Origin of the sequence: Paraburkholderia sp. PGU19, from assembly GCF_013426915.1 — a bacterium.
GTDB lineage: Bacteria > Pseudomonadota > Gammaproteobacteria > Burkholderiales > Burkholderiaceae > Paraburkholderia.
This window is the reverse complement of record NZ_AP023179.1, coordinates 1,200,503-1,216,038: the sequence shown is the minus strand read 5'-3', so window position 1 is coordinate 1,216,038 and position 15,536 is coordinate 1,200,503. Positions and strand designations below refer to the sequence as shown.

Here is a 15,536-nt window from a genome sequence, read left to right as displayed (position 1 = left end):
AGCCGCACGCGCCCGCGCGCAGGCTAGCGCGGCCCGCCGCTGCCGCATCCCTTTATAATTCAAGGTTTCAGGCATCTTTCCACGCATTTTCCGGCAGATTTTGACGATGACGACAAGCGACAGCACGCTGGCCAAGAGTTTCGAGCCGCAGACGATCGAGGCCCAATGGGGCCCCGAATGGGAAAAACGCGGCTACGCCGCTCCGACCATGGAGCCCGGCCGCAAGAATTTCTCGATCCAGTTGCCGCCGCCCAACGTCACGGGCACGCTGCACATGGGCCACGCGTTCAACCAGACGATCATGGACGGCCTGACGCGCTATCACCGGATGCTCGGCGAAAACACGCTGTGGGTGCCGGGCACGGACCACGCGGGCATCGCGACGCAGATCGTCGTCGAGCGTCAGCTGGACGCGCAGGGCGTCTCGCGCCACGACCTCGGTCGCGAAAAGTTCACCGAACGCGTGTGGGAATGGAAGCAGCAGTCCGGCTCGACCATTACGGGCCAGGTGCGGCGTCTGGGCGCATCGATCGACTGGTCGCGCGAATATTTCACGATGGACGACAAGATGTCGGCCGCCGTGCGCGACGTGTTCGTGCGCCTGTATGAACAGGGTCTGATCTATCGCGGCAAGCGCCTCGTGAACTGGGACCCGGTGCTGCTCACGGCCGTGTCCGATCTCGAAGTGGTCAGCGAGGAAGAAAACGGCCACCTGTGGCACATCCAGTACCCGCTCGCGGACGGCTCAGGCCATCTGACGGTGGCCACGACGCGCCCTGAAACCATGCTCGGCGACGTCGCCGCGATGGTTCATCCGGAAGACGAGCGCTACGCGCATCTGATCGGCAAGACCGTCAAGCTGCCGCTCACGGACCGCGAAATCCCCATCATCGCCGACGACTACGTGGACCGCGAATTCGGCACCGGCGTCGTGAAGGTCACGCCCGCGCACGATTTCAACGACTATCAGGTCGGCCAGCGCCACAAGCTGCCGCAGATCGAAATCCTCACGCTCGACGCGAAGATCAACGACAACGCGCCCGAAAAATATCGCGGCATGGACCGCTTCGCGGCGCGCAAGCAGGTCGTCGCGGATCTGGAAGCGCTCGGGCTGCTCGAATCCGTCAAGCCGCACAAGCTGATGGTGCCGCGCGGCGACCGCACGGGCGTGGTGATCGAGCCAATGCTGACCGACCAGTGGTTCGTCGCGATGAGCAAGCCGGCACCTGAAGGCACGTTCAATCCGGGCAAGTCGATCGCCGAAACGGCGCTCGACGTGGTGCGCAGTGGCGAAATCAAATTCGTGCCGGAAAACTGGACGACCACGTACTACCAGTGGCTCGAGAACATCCAGGACTGGTGTATCTCGCGTCAATTGTGGTGGGGCCATCAGATTCCCGCGTGGTACGGCGAGAACGGCGAAATCTTTGTCGCGAAGACGGAAGAAGACGCGCGCGCAAAAGCTGACGCGCAAGGCTACAAGGGCGCATTGAAGCGCGATGAAGACGTGCTCGACACGTGGTTCTCGTCAGCGCTGGTGCCCTTCTCGTCGATCGGCTGGCCGAACGAGACACCGGAACTGAAGGCTTTCCTGCCGTCGTCGGTGCTGGTGACGGGCTTCGACATCATCTTCTTCTGGGTCGCGCGCATGGTCATGATGACCACGCACTTCACCGGCAAGGTGCCGTTCGACACCGTCTACGTGCACGGTCTGGTGCGCGATGCCGAAGGCCAGAAGATGTCGAAGAGCAAGGGCAACACGCTCGACCCGATCGATATCGTCGACGGTATCGACCTCGATGCGCTCGTTGCGAAGCGCACCACGGGCCTGATGAATCCGAAACAGGCCGCGACGATCGAAAAGAAGACGCGCAAGGAATTCCCCGACGGCATTCCCGCGTTCGGCACGGATGCGCTGCGCTTCACGATGGCGTCGATGGCAACACTTGGCCGCAACGTCAACTTCGACCTGGCGCGCTGCGAAGGCTATCGCAACTTCTGCAACAAGCTGTGGAACGCGACGCGCTTCGTGCTGATGAACTGCGAAGGCCACGACTGCGGCTTCTCGAAGCCGGGCGCGTGCCAACCGGGCGATTGCGGCCCCGGCGGCTACACGGACTTCTCGCAGGCCGACCGCTGGATCGTGTCGCTGCTTCAGCGCGTCGAAGCCGATGTCGAAAAGGGCTTTGCCGACTATCGTTTCGACAATGTGGCGAACGCCCTATACAAGTTCGTGTGGGACGAATACTGTGACTGGTATCTCGAACTGGCGAAGGTGCAGATCCAGACGGGCACGCCCGAGCAGCAGCGCGCCACGCGCCGCACGCTGTTGCGCGTGCTCGAAACGGTGCTGCGTCTCGCGCATCCCGTGATTCCTTTCATTACGGAAGCGTTGTGGCAAAAGGTAGCGCCGCTCGCGGCGAAGTATCCGGAAGGCCGTGCGGAAGGCGAAGCGTCGATCATGACGCAGCCTTACCCGATCGCCGAGCCGGGCAAGATCGACGAATCGGCCGAACAATGGGCCGCCGATCTGAAAGCCGTGATCGACGCGTGCCGGAACCTGCGCGGCGAGATGAATCTGTCGCCGGCGACGAAGGTGCCGCTGCTGGTGACGGGCAACGCGGAGCGTCTGGCGTCGTTTGCACCTTACGCGCAGGCGTTGGCGCGTTTGTCCGAAGTGCAGATCATCGCCGACGAAGCGACACTAGATGCGCAGGCACATGGCGCGCCGATTGCTATCGTAGGGACGGACAAGCTCGTGCTGAAGGTGGAGATCGACGTTGCCGCAGAGCGCGAGCGCCTGTCAAAAGAGATTGCGAGACTGAACGGAGAAGTTTCGAAATGTAACGCCAAGCTGCAGAACGAGAGTTTTGTTGCAAAAGCACCGCCGGCGGTCGTTGAGCAGGAGCAGAAAAGGCTGGCAGAATACCAGACCACGATTGGCAAGCTGATGGCACAACTGTCGCGTTTGCCTGCCTGATTGACGCTGCATGCGCGCCGAGCCACCGGCGCCGGCGCGCATCCCAAACCAGAGGACGCAGGGTACACACATGCTAAAAGTTACAAAGGCGGTCTTTCCGGTCGCGGGTCTCGGCACCCGCTTCCTCCCTGCCACCAAGGCCAGCCCGAAGGAGATGCTGCCTATCGTCGACAAGCCGCTGATCCAGTACGCGGTCGAGGAAGCGATGGCGGCCGGCATCACCGAGATGATCTTCGTGACGGGCCGCAGCAAGCGGGCGATCGAGGACCATTTCGACAAGTCGTACGAAATCGAGGCGGAACTGGAAGCACGCGGCAAGGCGAAGCTGCTGGAGCTGGTACGCAGCATCAAGCCGAGCCATGTGGACTGTTTCTATGTGCGTCAGCCGGAGGCACTCGGTCTGGGCCACGCGGTGCTGTGCGCGGAGAAGCTGGTGGGCGACAACCCGTTCGCCGTGATCCTCGCGGACGATTTGCTGTACGGCAAGCCGCCTGTGATGCAGCAGATGATCGAGGTGTTCGATCACTATCACAGCTCGGTGATCGGGGTTGAAGAGATTCCGGCTTCGGAGACGAGCTCGTACGGGATCGTCGATGGCAAGGAGTGGGAAGACGCCATCATCAAGATGTCAGGCATCGTGGAGAAGCCGGCGCCTGAGGTTGCGCCTTCTAACCTTGGCGTGGTTGGGCGGTATGTTTTGAAGCCCCGCATTTTCGATCATATTCGCGCGCTGAAGCCGGGCGCGGGCGGCGAATTGCAACTCACGGATGCGATTCAGTCGTTGCTCGCTGATGAGCAGGTGCTCGCTTATAAGTACCACGGGACGCGGTTTGATTGCGGTAGCAAGTTGGGGTACCTGAAGGCTACTGTTGAGTTTGCGCTTCGGCATCCGGAAGTGGCTGCGGATTTTGAGGAGTATTTGCGGACTCGGTCGCCAGTGCTGGAAGGTTGATTTTGTTGTCTGCGACGGCTGGGTGGTTTGCTTGTTCTTGAGCTGGCATCCGCGTTTTGTTAGCGTGCTTCACGCGTCGCCCCTGTGCGGGGCGGCACCTACTTTTCTTTGCCGCCGCAAAGAAAAGTAGGCAAAAGAAAGCGGCTCACACCGCCAGTTCTTGTATTTGCCTGAGAGCCCCCAACCGATCCCACGCTTCACACGGCAATCACGTGACCCACGTTCGTTGCCAGCGCTCTAAATGAGCGCCTCACCCGCTTCAAGCTCCCGTATTACTCGATGACGCGCCAGGCAGTCCGCCGCCGCCCAGGTGGCAAACTGTGTGTCGGCCGCCTGTGCTCCACGCGCATCACGTCGGACCGATAGCGCATGCGTCCCACCCTGTAAGAGCGCTAAGGCATACTCCGCGACAACCTACACACAGTTTGCCACCTGGGCGGCAGAAACCATTCGCTGCCGCTAGCACGTTTGCGCGTGTTTGAAGTGGGTGAGGCGTTTATTCAAAGCGTTGGCAACGAGCGCCGACCAGGGCACTGTCATGTGAAGCGTGGGGACGTTGGGGGCCCGTGGATAGGAACACGGGCTGGCGGTGTGAGCCGCTTTCTTTTGCCTACTTTTCTTTGCGGCGGCAAAGAAAAGTAGGTGCCGCCCCGCACAGGGGCAACGCGTGAAGCCAGATAACGAAACGCGGATGCCAGCACAAAGGCCAACACACCCCACTGCAACGCCCGAACCAGAAAACGACAAATCGCGTACGCCAGCAAAAAAACCAAACGCGCCGCAGGCACAAACCCCTACCGTCTCCGCATTAAAAACACAAAAACCTTATCCGACGTAGTCGTCACCTCAACAATCTCATTCCCAGTCTGCTTGGAGAACGCAGCAAAATCCCGCTGCGAGCCGGGATCGGTAGCCAGCACTTTGAGAATCTGACCACTTTCCATATCAGCCAGCGCCTTCTTGGCGCGCAGAATGGGCAGCGGACAGTTCAGACCGCGCGCATCCACTTCCTTGTGAATCTGAATTTCCATCGACGTTGCCCTTCGTAAGCCGGCGCTCGTGCTGGATTTACGGCGCTCATGCAGAAGGGTCAAATTCTAACGCAAGCGCTCAACCCACGCCCAAGCCACAACAGCCCGGGCGTGCGCGCCGCTACAAATCAACCGAACGTCCACTCGCCAGCGACTCACGCAACGCGTACCCAATGCGAGTCGCCTCCATCGCGTCCGCCAACGTCGCCCCGCTCTGCTTGCCCTGCCGCACAGCCGCGACGAACGCCTGCGCCTCGCACAAAAACGCATCCTCGAAACGGTCGAAGAAGGTCGGCGTGCACTCGTTGCGAATCCCGCTCGCATCCGCGATCTCGACACGGTTCGCGCGCGGATTACGCCCGACGTACAACGCGCCCGCCGTGCCGATCACCTCGCTGCCCGTATCGCTGCCGTGCGCCAGCGTGCGTGACGCGTAAAACATCGCCATGCGCCCGCCTTCGAACTCGCAGATCGCGACACCATTGTCGACGTCGCCGAATTCACGCAGCCCTTCGTGCAGCGCGACCACGCCAGTCGCATACACGCGCGTCGCCTTCGGCATGCCGAGCAGCCATCGCGCGACATCGATGTCATGCACCGTGCAGTCGAGAAAAATCCCGCCCGAGGTCGGCGCAAAGCGCACGAAAAACCCTTCGGGATCGTTCTGATCGCAAGTCTGCGAGCGCACCATGAATGGCCGGCCAATCGCGCCCGATTCGATTTTCTCGAACGCATTGCGATAGCTCGGATCGAATCGGCGCATGAAACCAATGGTCGCCTGCAACTGGGGATGACGCTGCGCCTCCGCGATCACCCGCTCGCACTCGGCCAGATCGAGCGATAGCGGCTTCTCGCAGAACACATGCTTGCCCGCGCGCAACGCATCGATGATCTGCTGCGCGTGCAACGCCGATGGCGTCACGAGCCACACCGCATCCACTTCGCGGTCTTCGAGCAACGCGTGATAGTCGTCGTAAAGGCGCGGCGCCGGCAAGGTGGCGCGCGCCCACGCGCGTTCCTCTTCGACAGGGCTGCACGCGGCCACCAACGCCGCACCCGACACGCGATACGCGAGATTCTCCGCATGCCGCTTGCCGAGCCGACCGAGCCCAACTACACCCATCCGCAGCGGGCCGCTCATCATAGCGCCTCGTTGAGTTTGACGGCGCGCCCTTCGCGCCATGAACGCGTCGCCGCTTCGGCGAGTTCGAGCGCCTTCAGGCCATCGGCGACCGTCGTGCGCACCGGCTTGCCTTGCGTCACGGCTTCGAAGAAGTGCGCGATTTCGAGTGCATACGCGGCGCGATAGCGTTCGAGGAAGAAATGCTCAGGCACGTCGCTGGAAACGGCCGTTTTCGAATACGCGGTGACTTCCGTCGGACGCACATTGCCCGCCTGCAGCATGCCCTCGCTGCCGAGCAGTTCGAAGCGCTGATCATAGCCATACGCGGCACGCCGTGACGTGTTGATCTGGCACAGACGCCCGCGTTTCGTGCGGATCGTCACCGCCGTGCAATCGATATCGCCCGCATCGGCGATCGCGGGATCGCTCAAACAACTGCCCGTCGCGTGCAGCGTGTCCGCTTCGTCATCGAGAATCCAGCGGAAGATGTCGAAGTCGTGAATCAACATGTCCTTGAAGATGCCACCCGAGTGCTTGATGTACTCGACGGGCGGCGCGCCTGGATCACGGCTCGTCACGACGAGCATTTCCGGCGTGCCGATCTCGCCCGCGTCGATGCGCGCCTTCAGCGCGGCAAACGTCGGATCGAAGCGTCGCTGAAAGCCGATCATGCAGACGATGCCCGCCTTCGCGACGGCATCGGCGCACGCGCGCGCACGCTCCAGCGTCAGATCGACGGGCTTCTCGCAGAACACATGCTTCTTCTGCGCCGCCGATTGCAAGATCAGATCGGCGTGCGTGTCGGTGCTCGAACAGATCACGGTCGCGCCCACGGACGCATCGCCCATCGCGCCGTCGACATCCGCAACCTGCGCGCCGTATTGCGCCGCGAGCGCAGCCGCTGCATCGCGATTCACATCGACCACGTACTTGAGCCGCACGCCCGGCTGCCGCGCGAGATTGGCCGCATGAATCTTGCCGATGCGTCCCGCGCCGAACACTGCTACGTCGATTGTCTTGCCTGCCACATCAGTCATCGTATCCTCCAGTGTCTGTCGACTCTTCCACGTTCAATTCCAGCTTGTACGCGAGCGCGATGAACAGCGCCTGGCACAGGCAAATCGTGCTGGTCAGCGAGCGGAATGCAAACGCGCTGCCCTCTTTCACATACAGCTGCGTGCTCGCATAACGCGCGAGCGGCGACAGCTGGCTATCCGTAATGACGAGCGTCTTTGCCTGATGGTGATGCGCGACGCGCAGGCAATGCTGCGTCTCCTTACCGTACGGCGCGAAGCTGATGGCGATCACGACGTCGCCCTTCTTCACGCTGCGAATCTGCTCGCGGTACATCCCGCCGAAGCCCGACACGAGATGCACGCGCTTGGGCGTGTGCTGCAGCGCGTAGACGATGTAGCTCGCAACCGGAAACGAGCGCCGCACGCCGATCACATAGATGTTGTCGGCGTGTTGCAGCATCTTCACGGCGGCGTCGAACTGCGCGTCGTCGAGCGATCCTTCGAGTTCGTCGAGGCCATCGCGGCACGCCGCCACGAACTCGCGCGCGACGCTGCCGCCCGACAGCCGCCCCGGCTTCTCGTCGATCAGCTTGCGAATGCGCTGCTGATAACTCTGCGACGACGCGCCTTGCGTCGTGTAAGCCTGGCGGAACACCGCCTGAAGATCGGAAAAACCCGAAAACCCGAAACGCTGCGCAAAGCGCACCACGGCCGACGGATGCACGCCGCAACTCGCCGCAATGTCGCTGGTGCGATCCACCATCACGCTCGATCGATGCTGCTCGAGATACGTCGCCACGCTCTTCAGCTGACGCGGCAACGATTCGTAGTTTTCCGCGATGCGCTGCATCAATTCTTCGACGCTCGGCAACTCTTCTGTGCTGTCTTCCGCCATGGTCTTTACCTCTGTGCTTCCGTGTGCTTTTTTGCAGCGCAAAATCCCGTCCCGTAAGGCTCACAGGGAACGGCAATGCACTGTCCCAACGTTGCGGAGTATAGGCACAACCGAAAGCAAATGGAATGGATTTTCCATTTTTCTTTGACATGAAATTTTCATTGCAAGTCTCAAAAAGTTGGCCTAATCTTGGTCCTGAGCGATGACGCAACGGCGAACCGGCCTCACCTCGCAAAGCGTCATACGCTCCCTTCAAATACGAACAGACAAAGGTGGAGACAATGAGACTTTGCAATGGCAAGGCTTCGTTCAAGGTTCTGGCAGCAGCGCTGACGCTGGCGGCGGGCATCGGTGCGATGACGGCGGCATCGACGGCACAGGCGGCGGACGCGAAGTTCGTGCTCATCAGCCATGCGCCCGATTCGGACTCGTGGTGGAACACGATCAAGAATGCGATCAAGCAGGCCGACGAGGATTTCAACGTCGAAACCGACTACCGCAACCCGCCCAACGGCGATCTCGCCGACATGTCGCGCCTGATCGAACAGGCTGCGGCGCGCAACTACGACGGCGTGATCGTCACGATCGCCGACTTCGACGTGCTGAAGAGTTCGCTCGGCAAGGTCACGGGCAAGAAGATTCCCCTCGTCACGATCAACTCCGGCACGGAAGAACAGAGCGCGCAGCTCGGCGCGATCATGCATATCGGCCAGCCGGAATACGTGGCAGGCAAGGCAGCAGGCGAAAAGGCCAAGGCTGCCGGCGTGAAGTCGTTCCTGTGCGTGAACCACTTCGCCACCAATGTCGTTTCGTTCGAACGCTGCCGCGGCTTTGCCGACGCGCTCGGCGTGAACTACAAGACCTCGACCATCGACTCCGGCCAGGACCCGACGGAAATCCAGTCGAAGGTGAGCGCGTACCTGCGCAACCATCCGAACACGGGCGCCATCCTGACGCTCGGACCGACGCCCGCTTCGGCGACGATCAAGGCCGTGCAGCAGATGGGCCTCGCAGGCAAGATCTACTTCGCCACGTTCGACTTCTCGGATGACATCGCGAAGGGCATCCAGGACGGCACGATCAATTTCGCAATCGATCAGCAGCCGTATCTGCAAGGCTATATCGCCGTCGCCGTGCTGGCGATCGTAAAGAAAGAACACACGACCGATCCGACGAAGATCCGGCAAATCCTGCAAGCGAACCCGAAGTTCAAGGAACGCCTGCAGACTTACGGCCTCGAGCCGTCGTATGGGCCGAAGAACATCCGTTCCGGTCCGGGCTTCATCACGAAGGCGAATATCGACAAGGTCATCAAGTACGCGGGCCAGTACCGCTAACGGCCTTTCCTCTAGTCAGTCATACGCGGTACCGGGCGCGCCAGCACAGCGCGACCCCGGCGGACTTTTGCACGCTTTTTCGTGCAGATTCGGCCGCCATCGTCGGGTGCCCCGACCGCGTCGTTTAACGGCTTTCTGCGCCTCTCGCCACTCATCCGAGTGAAACGCACAGCAAAGTCGACATTGGAGACATCATGGGCGTAGCCGGCAAACACTATCCAACACATGGTCACGACGCATCGGGCAACGATGCGTCGGGCGCCGAAGCGCAATCCGCCGCACCGGCACAGCCCGGCGACGAGCGCATCAGAAAGGAATCGTTCTTCGGGCATCTGCTGAACCGCCCCGAATTTGCCGCGATCTCCGGCACCGTGCTCGTGTTCCTTGTGTTCGCCCTCACGGCCGGCAGCTCGGGGATGTTCAATCTCGACGGCGTGATGAACTGGTCGCAGGTCTCCGCCTATCTCGGCATTCTCGCCGTCGGCGCGTGCCTGCTGATGATCGCGGGCGAGTTCGATCTGTCGATCGGTTCGATGATCGGCTTCGCGGGCATGATGGTCGCGATTCCGTCCGTGTACTTCCACTGGCCGATCTGGGCCGCGATCATCTTCGCGTTCGCAGGGTCGATGGCGCTTGGCGCACTGAACGGCTATCTGGTGATGCGTACGCGCCTGCCGTCGTTCATCGTGACGCTCGCGTTCCTGTTCATCCTGCGCGGCCTGACGCTCGCACTGTCGATCATGGTCGCGGACCGCACCATCATCTCCGGGGTCGGCGATCTCGCGCAGTCTGATGCCATCACTAACTTCCTCTTCCACGGCGTCGCGCTGCATGGACTCTTCACGAGCCTTGCGCACATGGGCATCGGCTCGCTGCTCGAGAACGGCCAGCCGCTCGTGCCCGGCATTCCGAAAGTGCTGCTGTGGTGGTTCGCGCTCGCGGCAGTTGGTGCGTTCGTCCTCGCGAAGACGCGTTATGGCAACTGGGTGCTCGCTGTCGGCGGTGATGCGAACGCTGCAAAGAATGTCGGTGTGCCCGTGCGCCGCGTGAAGATTTCCCTGTTCGTGCTGACAGCGTTCTGCTCGTGCCTGTTCGCCGTGCTGCAAGTGTGCGACATTGGCTCCGCTGCCGCCGACCGCGGCCTGCAAAAGGAATTCGAGGCGATCATCGCTGCGGTGATCGGCGGCACGCTGCTGACGGGCGGCTATGGATCAGTGGTCGGCGCCTGCTTCGGCGCGCTGATCTTCGGCGTCGTGCAGATCGGCATTACCTATACGAATGTCAGTTCGGACTGGTTCCGCGTGTTCCTCGGCGTGATGCTGCTGATCGCGGTGCTGTTCAACCACTATGTGCGCCGTCGCGTCGCGCAATCGTAATCGGGAGACGACCATGTCCGACACTCTCAAGCAAGACGACATCATCCTGTCGCTCGAAAACGTCAGCAAGTACTTCGGCAAGGTGATCGCGCTCTCGGGCGTCACCTTGCGCCTGCGGCGCGGCGAAGTGCACTGCCTGCTGGGCGACAACGGCGCGGGCAAATCGACGCTCATCAAAACGCTCGCGGGCGTGCATCAGCCCTCTGCCGGCGACTACCTCGTGGACGGCAAGAAAGTGCTGTTCGAATCGCCGAGCGATGCGCTCGATATGGGCATCGCGACGGTGTATCAGGATCTCGCGCTGGTACCGCTGCTTTCCGTCGCGCGCAACTTCTTCATGGGACGCGAGCCACAGAAAAAACTGTTCGGCCTCGTCAACGTGATGGACCTCGAAACGAGCGCGACCATCGCACGCGAAAAGCTCGCCGAAATGGGCATCAACGTGCGCGACCCGCATCAGCCGATCGGCACGATGTCGGGCGGCGAACGGCAGTGTCTCGCGATTGCGCGCGCCATTCACTTCGGCGCACGTGTGCTGATTCTCGATGAACCGACGGCCGCGCTCGGCGTGAAGCAGAGCTTCAACGTGCTGAAGCTGATTCACAAGGCGCGCGCGAAAGGCATCTCAGTGATCTTCATTACGCACAACGTGCACCACGCGTATCCGATCGGCGATTCGTTCACGCTGCTCAACCGCGGCAAGTCGATGGGCACGTACACCAAAGAAACCATTACGAAGGACGAAGTGCTCGACATGATGGCGGGCGGCGCCGAAATGCAGAAGATGATCGGCGAACTCGAAGGCGCGACGATTTAGTGAGCGCGGACCTCGCATCCATCTGCTGCCAGCACACTCAGGACACACTCATGGCTCTTACCAGTAAACCCACGCCTCAGAACGCGAGCCGCTTCGCGGCGGGCCGCAGCCGCGACATCATCTGTCTAGGCCGGCTTGCCGTCGATCTGTACGCGCAGCAGGTCGGCTCACGCCTCGAAGACGTCTCGACCTTCGCGAAGTATCTGGGCGGTTCATCGGCAAACATCGCGTTCGGCTGCGCGCGGCTCGGTCTGAACGCGTCGATGCTCGCGCGCGTCGGCAACGACCACATGGGCCGCTTCCTCACCGAGACGCTGACGAAGGAAGGCTGCGACGTCAGCCACGTGCGCGTCGATCAGGAACGGCTGACCGCCCTCGTGCTGCTCGGCCTGAAAGACCGCGACACGTTCCCGCTGATTTTCTATCGCGAGAACTGCGCGGACATGGCCGTCGACGAAGCGGATTTCGACGAGGCCTACATTGCATCATCGAAAGCGCTGTTGATTACGGGCACGCACTTCTCGACGGAACAGGTCAACCGCACGAGCCGCCGCGCATTGGAATACGCGCGCAACAACGACGTGCGCACCGTGCTCGACATCGACTATCGCCCGGTACTGTGGGGACTCACGGGCAAGGCCGACGGCGAGACGCGCTTCGTCGCGAATGAAAGCGTAAGCGCTCATATTCAAGGCATCCTGCCCCTCTTCGATCTCGTGATCGGCACCGAAGAAGAGTTCCGGATTGCGGGCGGCAAGGATTCGCTGATCGAATGCCTCCGGGAAGTCCGCAAGGTGACGCCCGCGACGCTCGTCGTGAAGCGCGGGCCGCTCGGCTGCCAGATCATCGACGGCGACGTGCCCGCTTCGATCGACGACGCGCCGATTCAAGGCGGCGTCGAAGTCGAAGTGCTGAACGTGCTCGGCGCGGGCGATGCCTTCGCGTCCGGCTTTCTGTCGGGCTGGCTGCGCGATGAACCGCTCGAAGCCTGTGCACGCGCGGCGAACGCGAGCGGCGCGCTCGTCGTATCGCGCCACGGCTGCGCGCCCGCCATGCCGACACCCGCTGAACTCGACTACTTCCTGCGCGAAGCGAAAGCGGACCCGGCGCGCATGCGCCGTCCCGATCGCGACGCGACGCTTGCGCGCCTGCATCGCGTGACGCCCGCGCGCAAGACCCACGACGAAGTGCTCGGCTTCGCCTTCGATCACCGCAACCAGTTCTTCGAACTCGCACAGCAAACAGGTGCAGATCTCTCGCGCATTTCGAAGCTGAAGAGCCTGTTCGTCGAAGCCGTCGCGCAAACGGAAGAGGCGTTGGGCTTGCAAGGCAAGACCGCGGTGCTGATCGACGACCGTTATGGCCAGGACGCGCTCAACGCTGCAACAGGCCGTGGCTGGTGGATCGGCCGGCCGGTCGAATTGCCGGGTTCCGTGCCGCTCGTGTTCGATCACGGCCGCTCGATCGGCACGACGCTCGCCAGCTGGCCGCGCGAGCATGTGGTGAAGTGCCTCGTCCAGTTTCATCCCGACGAGCCGATCGAACAGCGCATCGAACAGGAAGCGCAACTGCGCGCGCTCTACGATGCCGTGCAGGAGTCCGGCCACGAACTGCTGCTCGAAGTGATTCCGCCGAAGAGCTTGCCCGGCGGACCGGATATCGTGTACCGCGCGTTGAAGCGGCTCTATAACATCGGCCTCTATCCGGAATGGTGGAAGCTCGAACCGATGGAAGCGTCGCAGTGGCAAGCCATCGATGCGTTGATCCAGGAACGCGATCCGTACTGCCGTGGCGTCGTGCTGCTCGGCCTGTCGGCGCCTGTCGAGCAGATGATCGAAGGCTTCCGCGCGGCAGCGCAATCGAAGACCTGCAAGGGCTTCACGGTCGGCCGCACAATTCACTACGAAGCGAGCCAGGCATGGCTCGCGGGTCAGATCGACGACGATGAAGTGATCGCCCGCGTGCGCCGCACGTTCGAAACGCTGATCCGGTCGTGGCGCGAAAGCCGTGGCACAGCGCATGCGGCGGGTTCGCATACCATCCGTCAGGAGCAGGCAGCATGAACCAACGTGCGTTGCATCACGACGTGACGACCTCGCCTGAAACGGCCCCGCAAGTATCGGCGGACGGCACGATCCGTCTGACGGCCGCGCAGGCCGTGGTCCGCTATCTCGCCGCGCAACGCGTCGAGACGGAAGACGGCACGGGCACCGAGCCGCTGTTCGGCGGCGTGTTCGCGATCTTCGGGCATGGCAACGTCGCGGGCCTTGGCGAGGCGCTCTATCAGTATCGACATGAACTGCCGACTTATCGCGCGCACAACGAACAGGCGATGGCGCACAGCGCGATCGCCTTCGCGAAGGCGAACTTCCGGCGACGGATGATGGCCGTCACCACATCCATCGGTCCTGGCGCGACGAACCTCGTCACGGCGGCGGCGCTTGCGCATGTGAACCGCTTGCCCGTGTTGCTGCTGCCCGGCGATATCTTCGTGTCGCGCGCGCCCGACCCGGTGCTGCAGCAGGTCGAAGACTTCCACGACGGCGGCATCTCGGCCAACGATGCGTTCAAGCCCGTGTCACGGTACTTCGATCGCATCGTGCATCCGGCGCAATTGCTCAACGCGTTGCCGCGTGCGATTCGCGTGCTGACGGACGCCGCGCTGTGCGGCCCTGTGACGCTGGCACTTCCGCAAGACGTGCAAGCAACCGCGTACGACTACCCCGCCGACTTCTTCGCGCCGCGCGTGGTGAAATTCCATGCGCCCGCGCCCGTCGAACATGAAGTCGATGAAGCGCTCGCGATTCTGCGCAACGCGAAGCAACCGATGATCGTCGCCGGCGGCGGTGTGCTGTACGGCCGCGCAACGGACGCATTGAAAGCGTTCGCAACGCGCTACGGCATTCCTGTTGCGGAGACGCAGGCGGGCAAGAGCGCACTCGCGTGGGACGATCCGTTGAATCTCGGCTCGCTCGGTGTGACGGGTTCGCCCGGCGCAAATGAAATCGCGCACGACGCCGATTGCGTGCTCGCTGTCGGCACGCGTCTGCAGGACTTCACTACGGGTTCGAACACGCTCTTCACGCATGCGCGGGTGATCGGCATCAACGCGAATGCGTTCGACGCCATCAAGCATCGCGGCTGTATCGTACAGGCCGATGCACGGCTTGCGCTCGATGCGTTGTCGTCGCGGCTGGAAGGCTGGCGAGCGGATGCGGCGTGGACGTCACGCGCGCAGCAGCGTGCGAACGAATGGCGCGACATCGTGCAGAAGCTCACGCACGCGCCACAAGGTGTGGAAGGCAAAGGCGCCCTTCCCTACGACGCCGACGTGATCGGCGCGGTGCAGCGTTCGAGCGAACACTCGACGACGAATGACATCGTCGTCTGCGCAGCAGGCACGCTGCCCGCCGAACTGCACAAGCTGTGGCGCGCTGGACGTCCAGGCGCGTATCACGTCGAGTACGGCTATTCGTGCATGGGCTACGAGATCGCCGGGGGGCTTGGCGCCAAGCTCGCGCGGCCCGAGCGCGAAGTGATCGTGATGGTCGGCGACGGCAGTTATCTGATGATGAACAGCGAGATCGCTACCTCCGTGATGCTGGGCGCGAAGCTGATCGTCGTGGTGCTCGACAATCGCGGCTATGGCTGCATCAACCGCTTGCAGCAGGCGTGCGGCGGCGCGCCGTTCAACAACATGTTCGACGACTGCGTGCAGGGCTCGCCGGGCGCGCCCAACATCGACTTCGCCGCGCACGCGCGCGCGATGGGCGCGCAGGCGGAGCACGTGGCGAACGTGCAGGAACTCGAAGCGGCGATGCAGCGTGCCCGCGCCGCCGATCGCACGTACCTGGTCTGCATCGACACCGACGCCGCGCGCACGACGGACGAAGGCGGCTGGTGGTGGGAAGTCGCGGTGCCCGAAGTGTCGCAGCGCGAAGGCGTGCGCAAGGCACGCGCCGATTACGAAGCGCATATCAGCGCGCGTGGCAAAGACAATGAGTGAGGA

Annotated in this window: 11 protein-coding genes; 7 read left to right on the top strand and 4 right to left on the bottom strand. The window is 62.4% G+C overall.

Features of this window, described 5'->3' with window-relative positions; translation table 11 throughout:
- Positions 1–106 precede the first annotated feature (106 nt).
- Together H1204_RS05560 and galU are read left to right on the top strand one after the other, a co-directional pair.
- Positions 107–2,980, top strand: coding sequence for a valine--tRNA ligase (locus tag H1204_RS05560; protein ID WP_180730308.1), 2,874 nt, complete (start codon positions 107–109; stop codon positions 2,978–2,980).
- Positions 2,981–3,050: 70 nt separating this feature from the next.
- The gene (gene galU, locus H1204_RS05555; RefSeq protein ID WP_007576550.1) at positions 3,051–3,932 is read left to right on the top strand and encodes a UTP--glucose-1-phosphate uridylyltransferase GalU; all 882 of its coding nucleotides are present in this window, start codon (positions 3,051–3,053) and stop codon (positions 3,930–3,932) included.
- A gap of 794 nt (positions 3,933–4,726) precedes the next feature.
- On the opposite strand, the gene H1204_RS05550 is transcribed toward galU, so the two are convergent.
- The 4 genes from H1204_RS05550 to H1204_RS05535 all read right to left on the bottom strand — a co-directional run bounded on the left by H1204_RS05550 (position 4,727) and on the right by H1204_RS05535 (position 7,997).
- Positions 4,727–4,957, bottom strand: a complete 231-nt coding sequence (locus H1204_RS05550; RefSeq protein ID WP_035537843.1) for a sulfurtransferase TusA family protein — start codon at positions 4,955–4,957, stop codon at positions 4,727–4,729.
- Positions 4,958–5,084: 127 nt separating this feature from the next.
- On the bottom strand, positions 5,085–6,104 hold the full coding sequence (locus tag H1204_RS05545) for a Gfo/Idh/MocA family oxidoreductase (RefSeq protein WP_180730877.1): 1,020 nt from the start codon (positions 6,102–6,104) through the stop codon (positions 5,085–5,087).
- Entirely contained in the window at positions 6,104–7,123 is a 1,020-nt protein-coding gene (iolG, locus tag H1204_RS05540) for an inositol 2-dehydrogenase (protein ID WP_180730306.1), read from the bottom strand. The genes H1204_RS05545 and iolG overlap by 1 nt, the downstream gene beginning before the upstream one ends.
- Positions 7,116–7,997: a MurR/RpiR family transcriptional regulator gene (locus H1204_RS05535; protein WP_035990317.1), complete on the bottom strand. Its 882-nt coding sequence runs from the start codon at positions 7,995–7,997 to the stop codon at positions 7,116–7,118. Before H1204_RS05535 ends, iolG begins: the two co-directional genes overlap by 8 nt.
- A gap of 281 nt (positions 7,998–8,278) precedes the next feature.
- Between H1204_RS05535 and H1204_RS05530 the strand changes: the two genes are divergently transcribed.
- The 5 genes from H1204_RS05530 to iolD all read left to right on the top strand — a co-directional run bounded on the left by H1204_RS05530 (position 8,279) and on the right by iolD (position 15,533).
- The gene (locus H1204_RS05530; RefSeq protein WP_180730304.1) at positions 8,279–9,334 is read left to right on the top strand and encodes a sugar ABC transporter substrate-binding protein; all 1,056 of its coding nucleotides are present in this window, start codon (positions 8,279–8,281) and stop codon (positions 9,332–9,334) included.
- A 194-nt stretch (positions 9,335–9,528) separates the two neighbouring features.
- Positions 9,529–10,710 (top strand): ABC transporter permease, encoded by a 1,182-nt coding sequence (locus H1204_RS05525; protein WP_180730303.1) that lies wholly within the window; start codon positions 9,529–9,531, stop codon positions 10,708–10,710.
- A gap of 13 nt (positions 10,711–10,723) precedes the next feature.
- Positions 10,724–11,527, top strand: a complete 804-nt coding sequence (locus tag H1204_RS05520; protein WP_042307057.1) for an ATP-binding cassette domain-containing protein — start codon at positions 10,724–10,726, stop codon at positions 11,525–11,527.
- 50 nt (positions 11,528–11,577) lie between these two features.
- Positions 11,578–13,590, top strand: a complete 2,013-nt coding sequence (iolC, locus tag H1204_RS05515) for a 5-dehydro-2-deoxygluconokinase (RefSeq protein ID WP_180730301.1) — start codon at positions 11,578–11,580, stop codon at positions 13,588–13,590.
- On the top strand, positions 13,587–15,533 hold the full coding sequence (gene iolD / locus H1204_RS05510; RefSeq protein WP_180730299.1) for a 3D-(3,5/4)-trihydroxycyclohexane-1,2-dione acylhydrolase (decyclizing): 1,947 nt from the start codon (positions 13,587–13,589) through the stop codon (positions 15,531–15,533). Before iolC ends, iolD begins: the two co-directional genes overlap by 4 nt.
- Positions 15,534–15,536: the final 3 nt, after the last annotated feature.

Excerpts from the sequence above, each read along its gene's own strand:
- H1204_RS05545 (WP_180730877.1), bottom strand. The coding sequence starts at position 6,104 with ATGAGCGGCCCGCTGCGGATGGGTGTAGTTGGGCTCGGTCGGCTCGGC.
- H1204_RS05560 (WP_180730308.1), top strand. The coding sequence starts at position 107 with ATGACGACAAGCGACAGCACGCTGGCCAAGAGTTTCGAGCCGCAGACG.
- H1204_RS05535 (WP_035990317.1), bottom strand. The coding sequence starts at position 7,997 with ATGGCGGAAGACAGCACAGAAGAGTTGCCGAGCGTCGAAGAATTGATG.
- H1204_RS05530 (WP_180730304.1), top strand. The coding sequence starts at position 8,279 with ATGAGACTTTGCAATGGCAAGGCTTCGTTCAAGGTTCTGGCAGCAGCG.
- H1204_RS05525 (WP_180730303.1), top strand. The coding sequence starts at position 9,529 with ATGGGCGTAGCCGGCAAACACTATCCAACACATGGTCACGACGCATCG.
- galU (WP_007576550.1), top strand. The coding sequence starts at position 3,051 with ATGCTAAAAGTTACAAAGGCGGTCTTTCCGGTCGCGGGTCTCGGCACC.
- iolC (WP_180730301.1), top strand. The coding sequence starts at position 11,578 with ATGGCTCTTACCAGTAAACCCACGCCTCAGAACGCGAGCCGCTTCGCG.
- H1204_RS05520 (WP_042307057.1), top strand. The coding sequence starts at position 10,724 with ATGTCCGACACTCTCAAGCAAGACGACATCATCCTGTCGCTCGAAAAC.
- iolD (WP_180730299.1), top strand. The coding sequence starts at position 13,587 with ATGAACCAACGTGCGTTGCATCACGACGTGACGACCTCGCCTGAAACG.
- iolG (WP_180730306.1), bottom strand. The coding sequence starts at position 7,123 with ATGACTGATGTGGCAGGCAAGACAATCGACGTAGCAGTGTTCGGCGCG.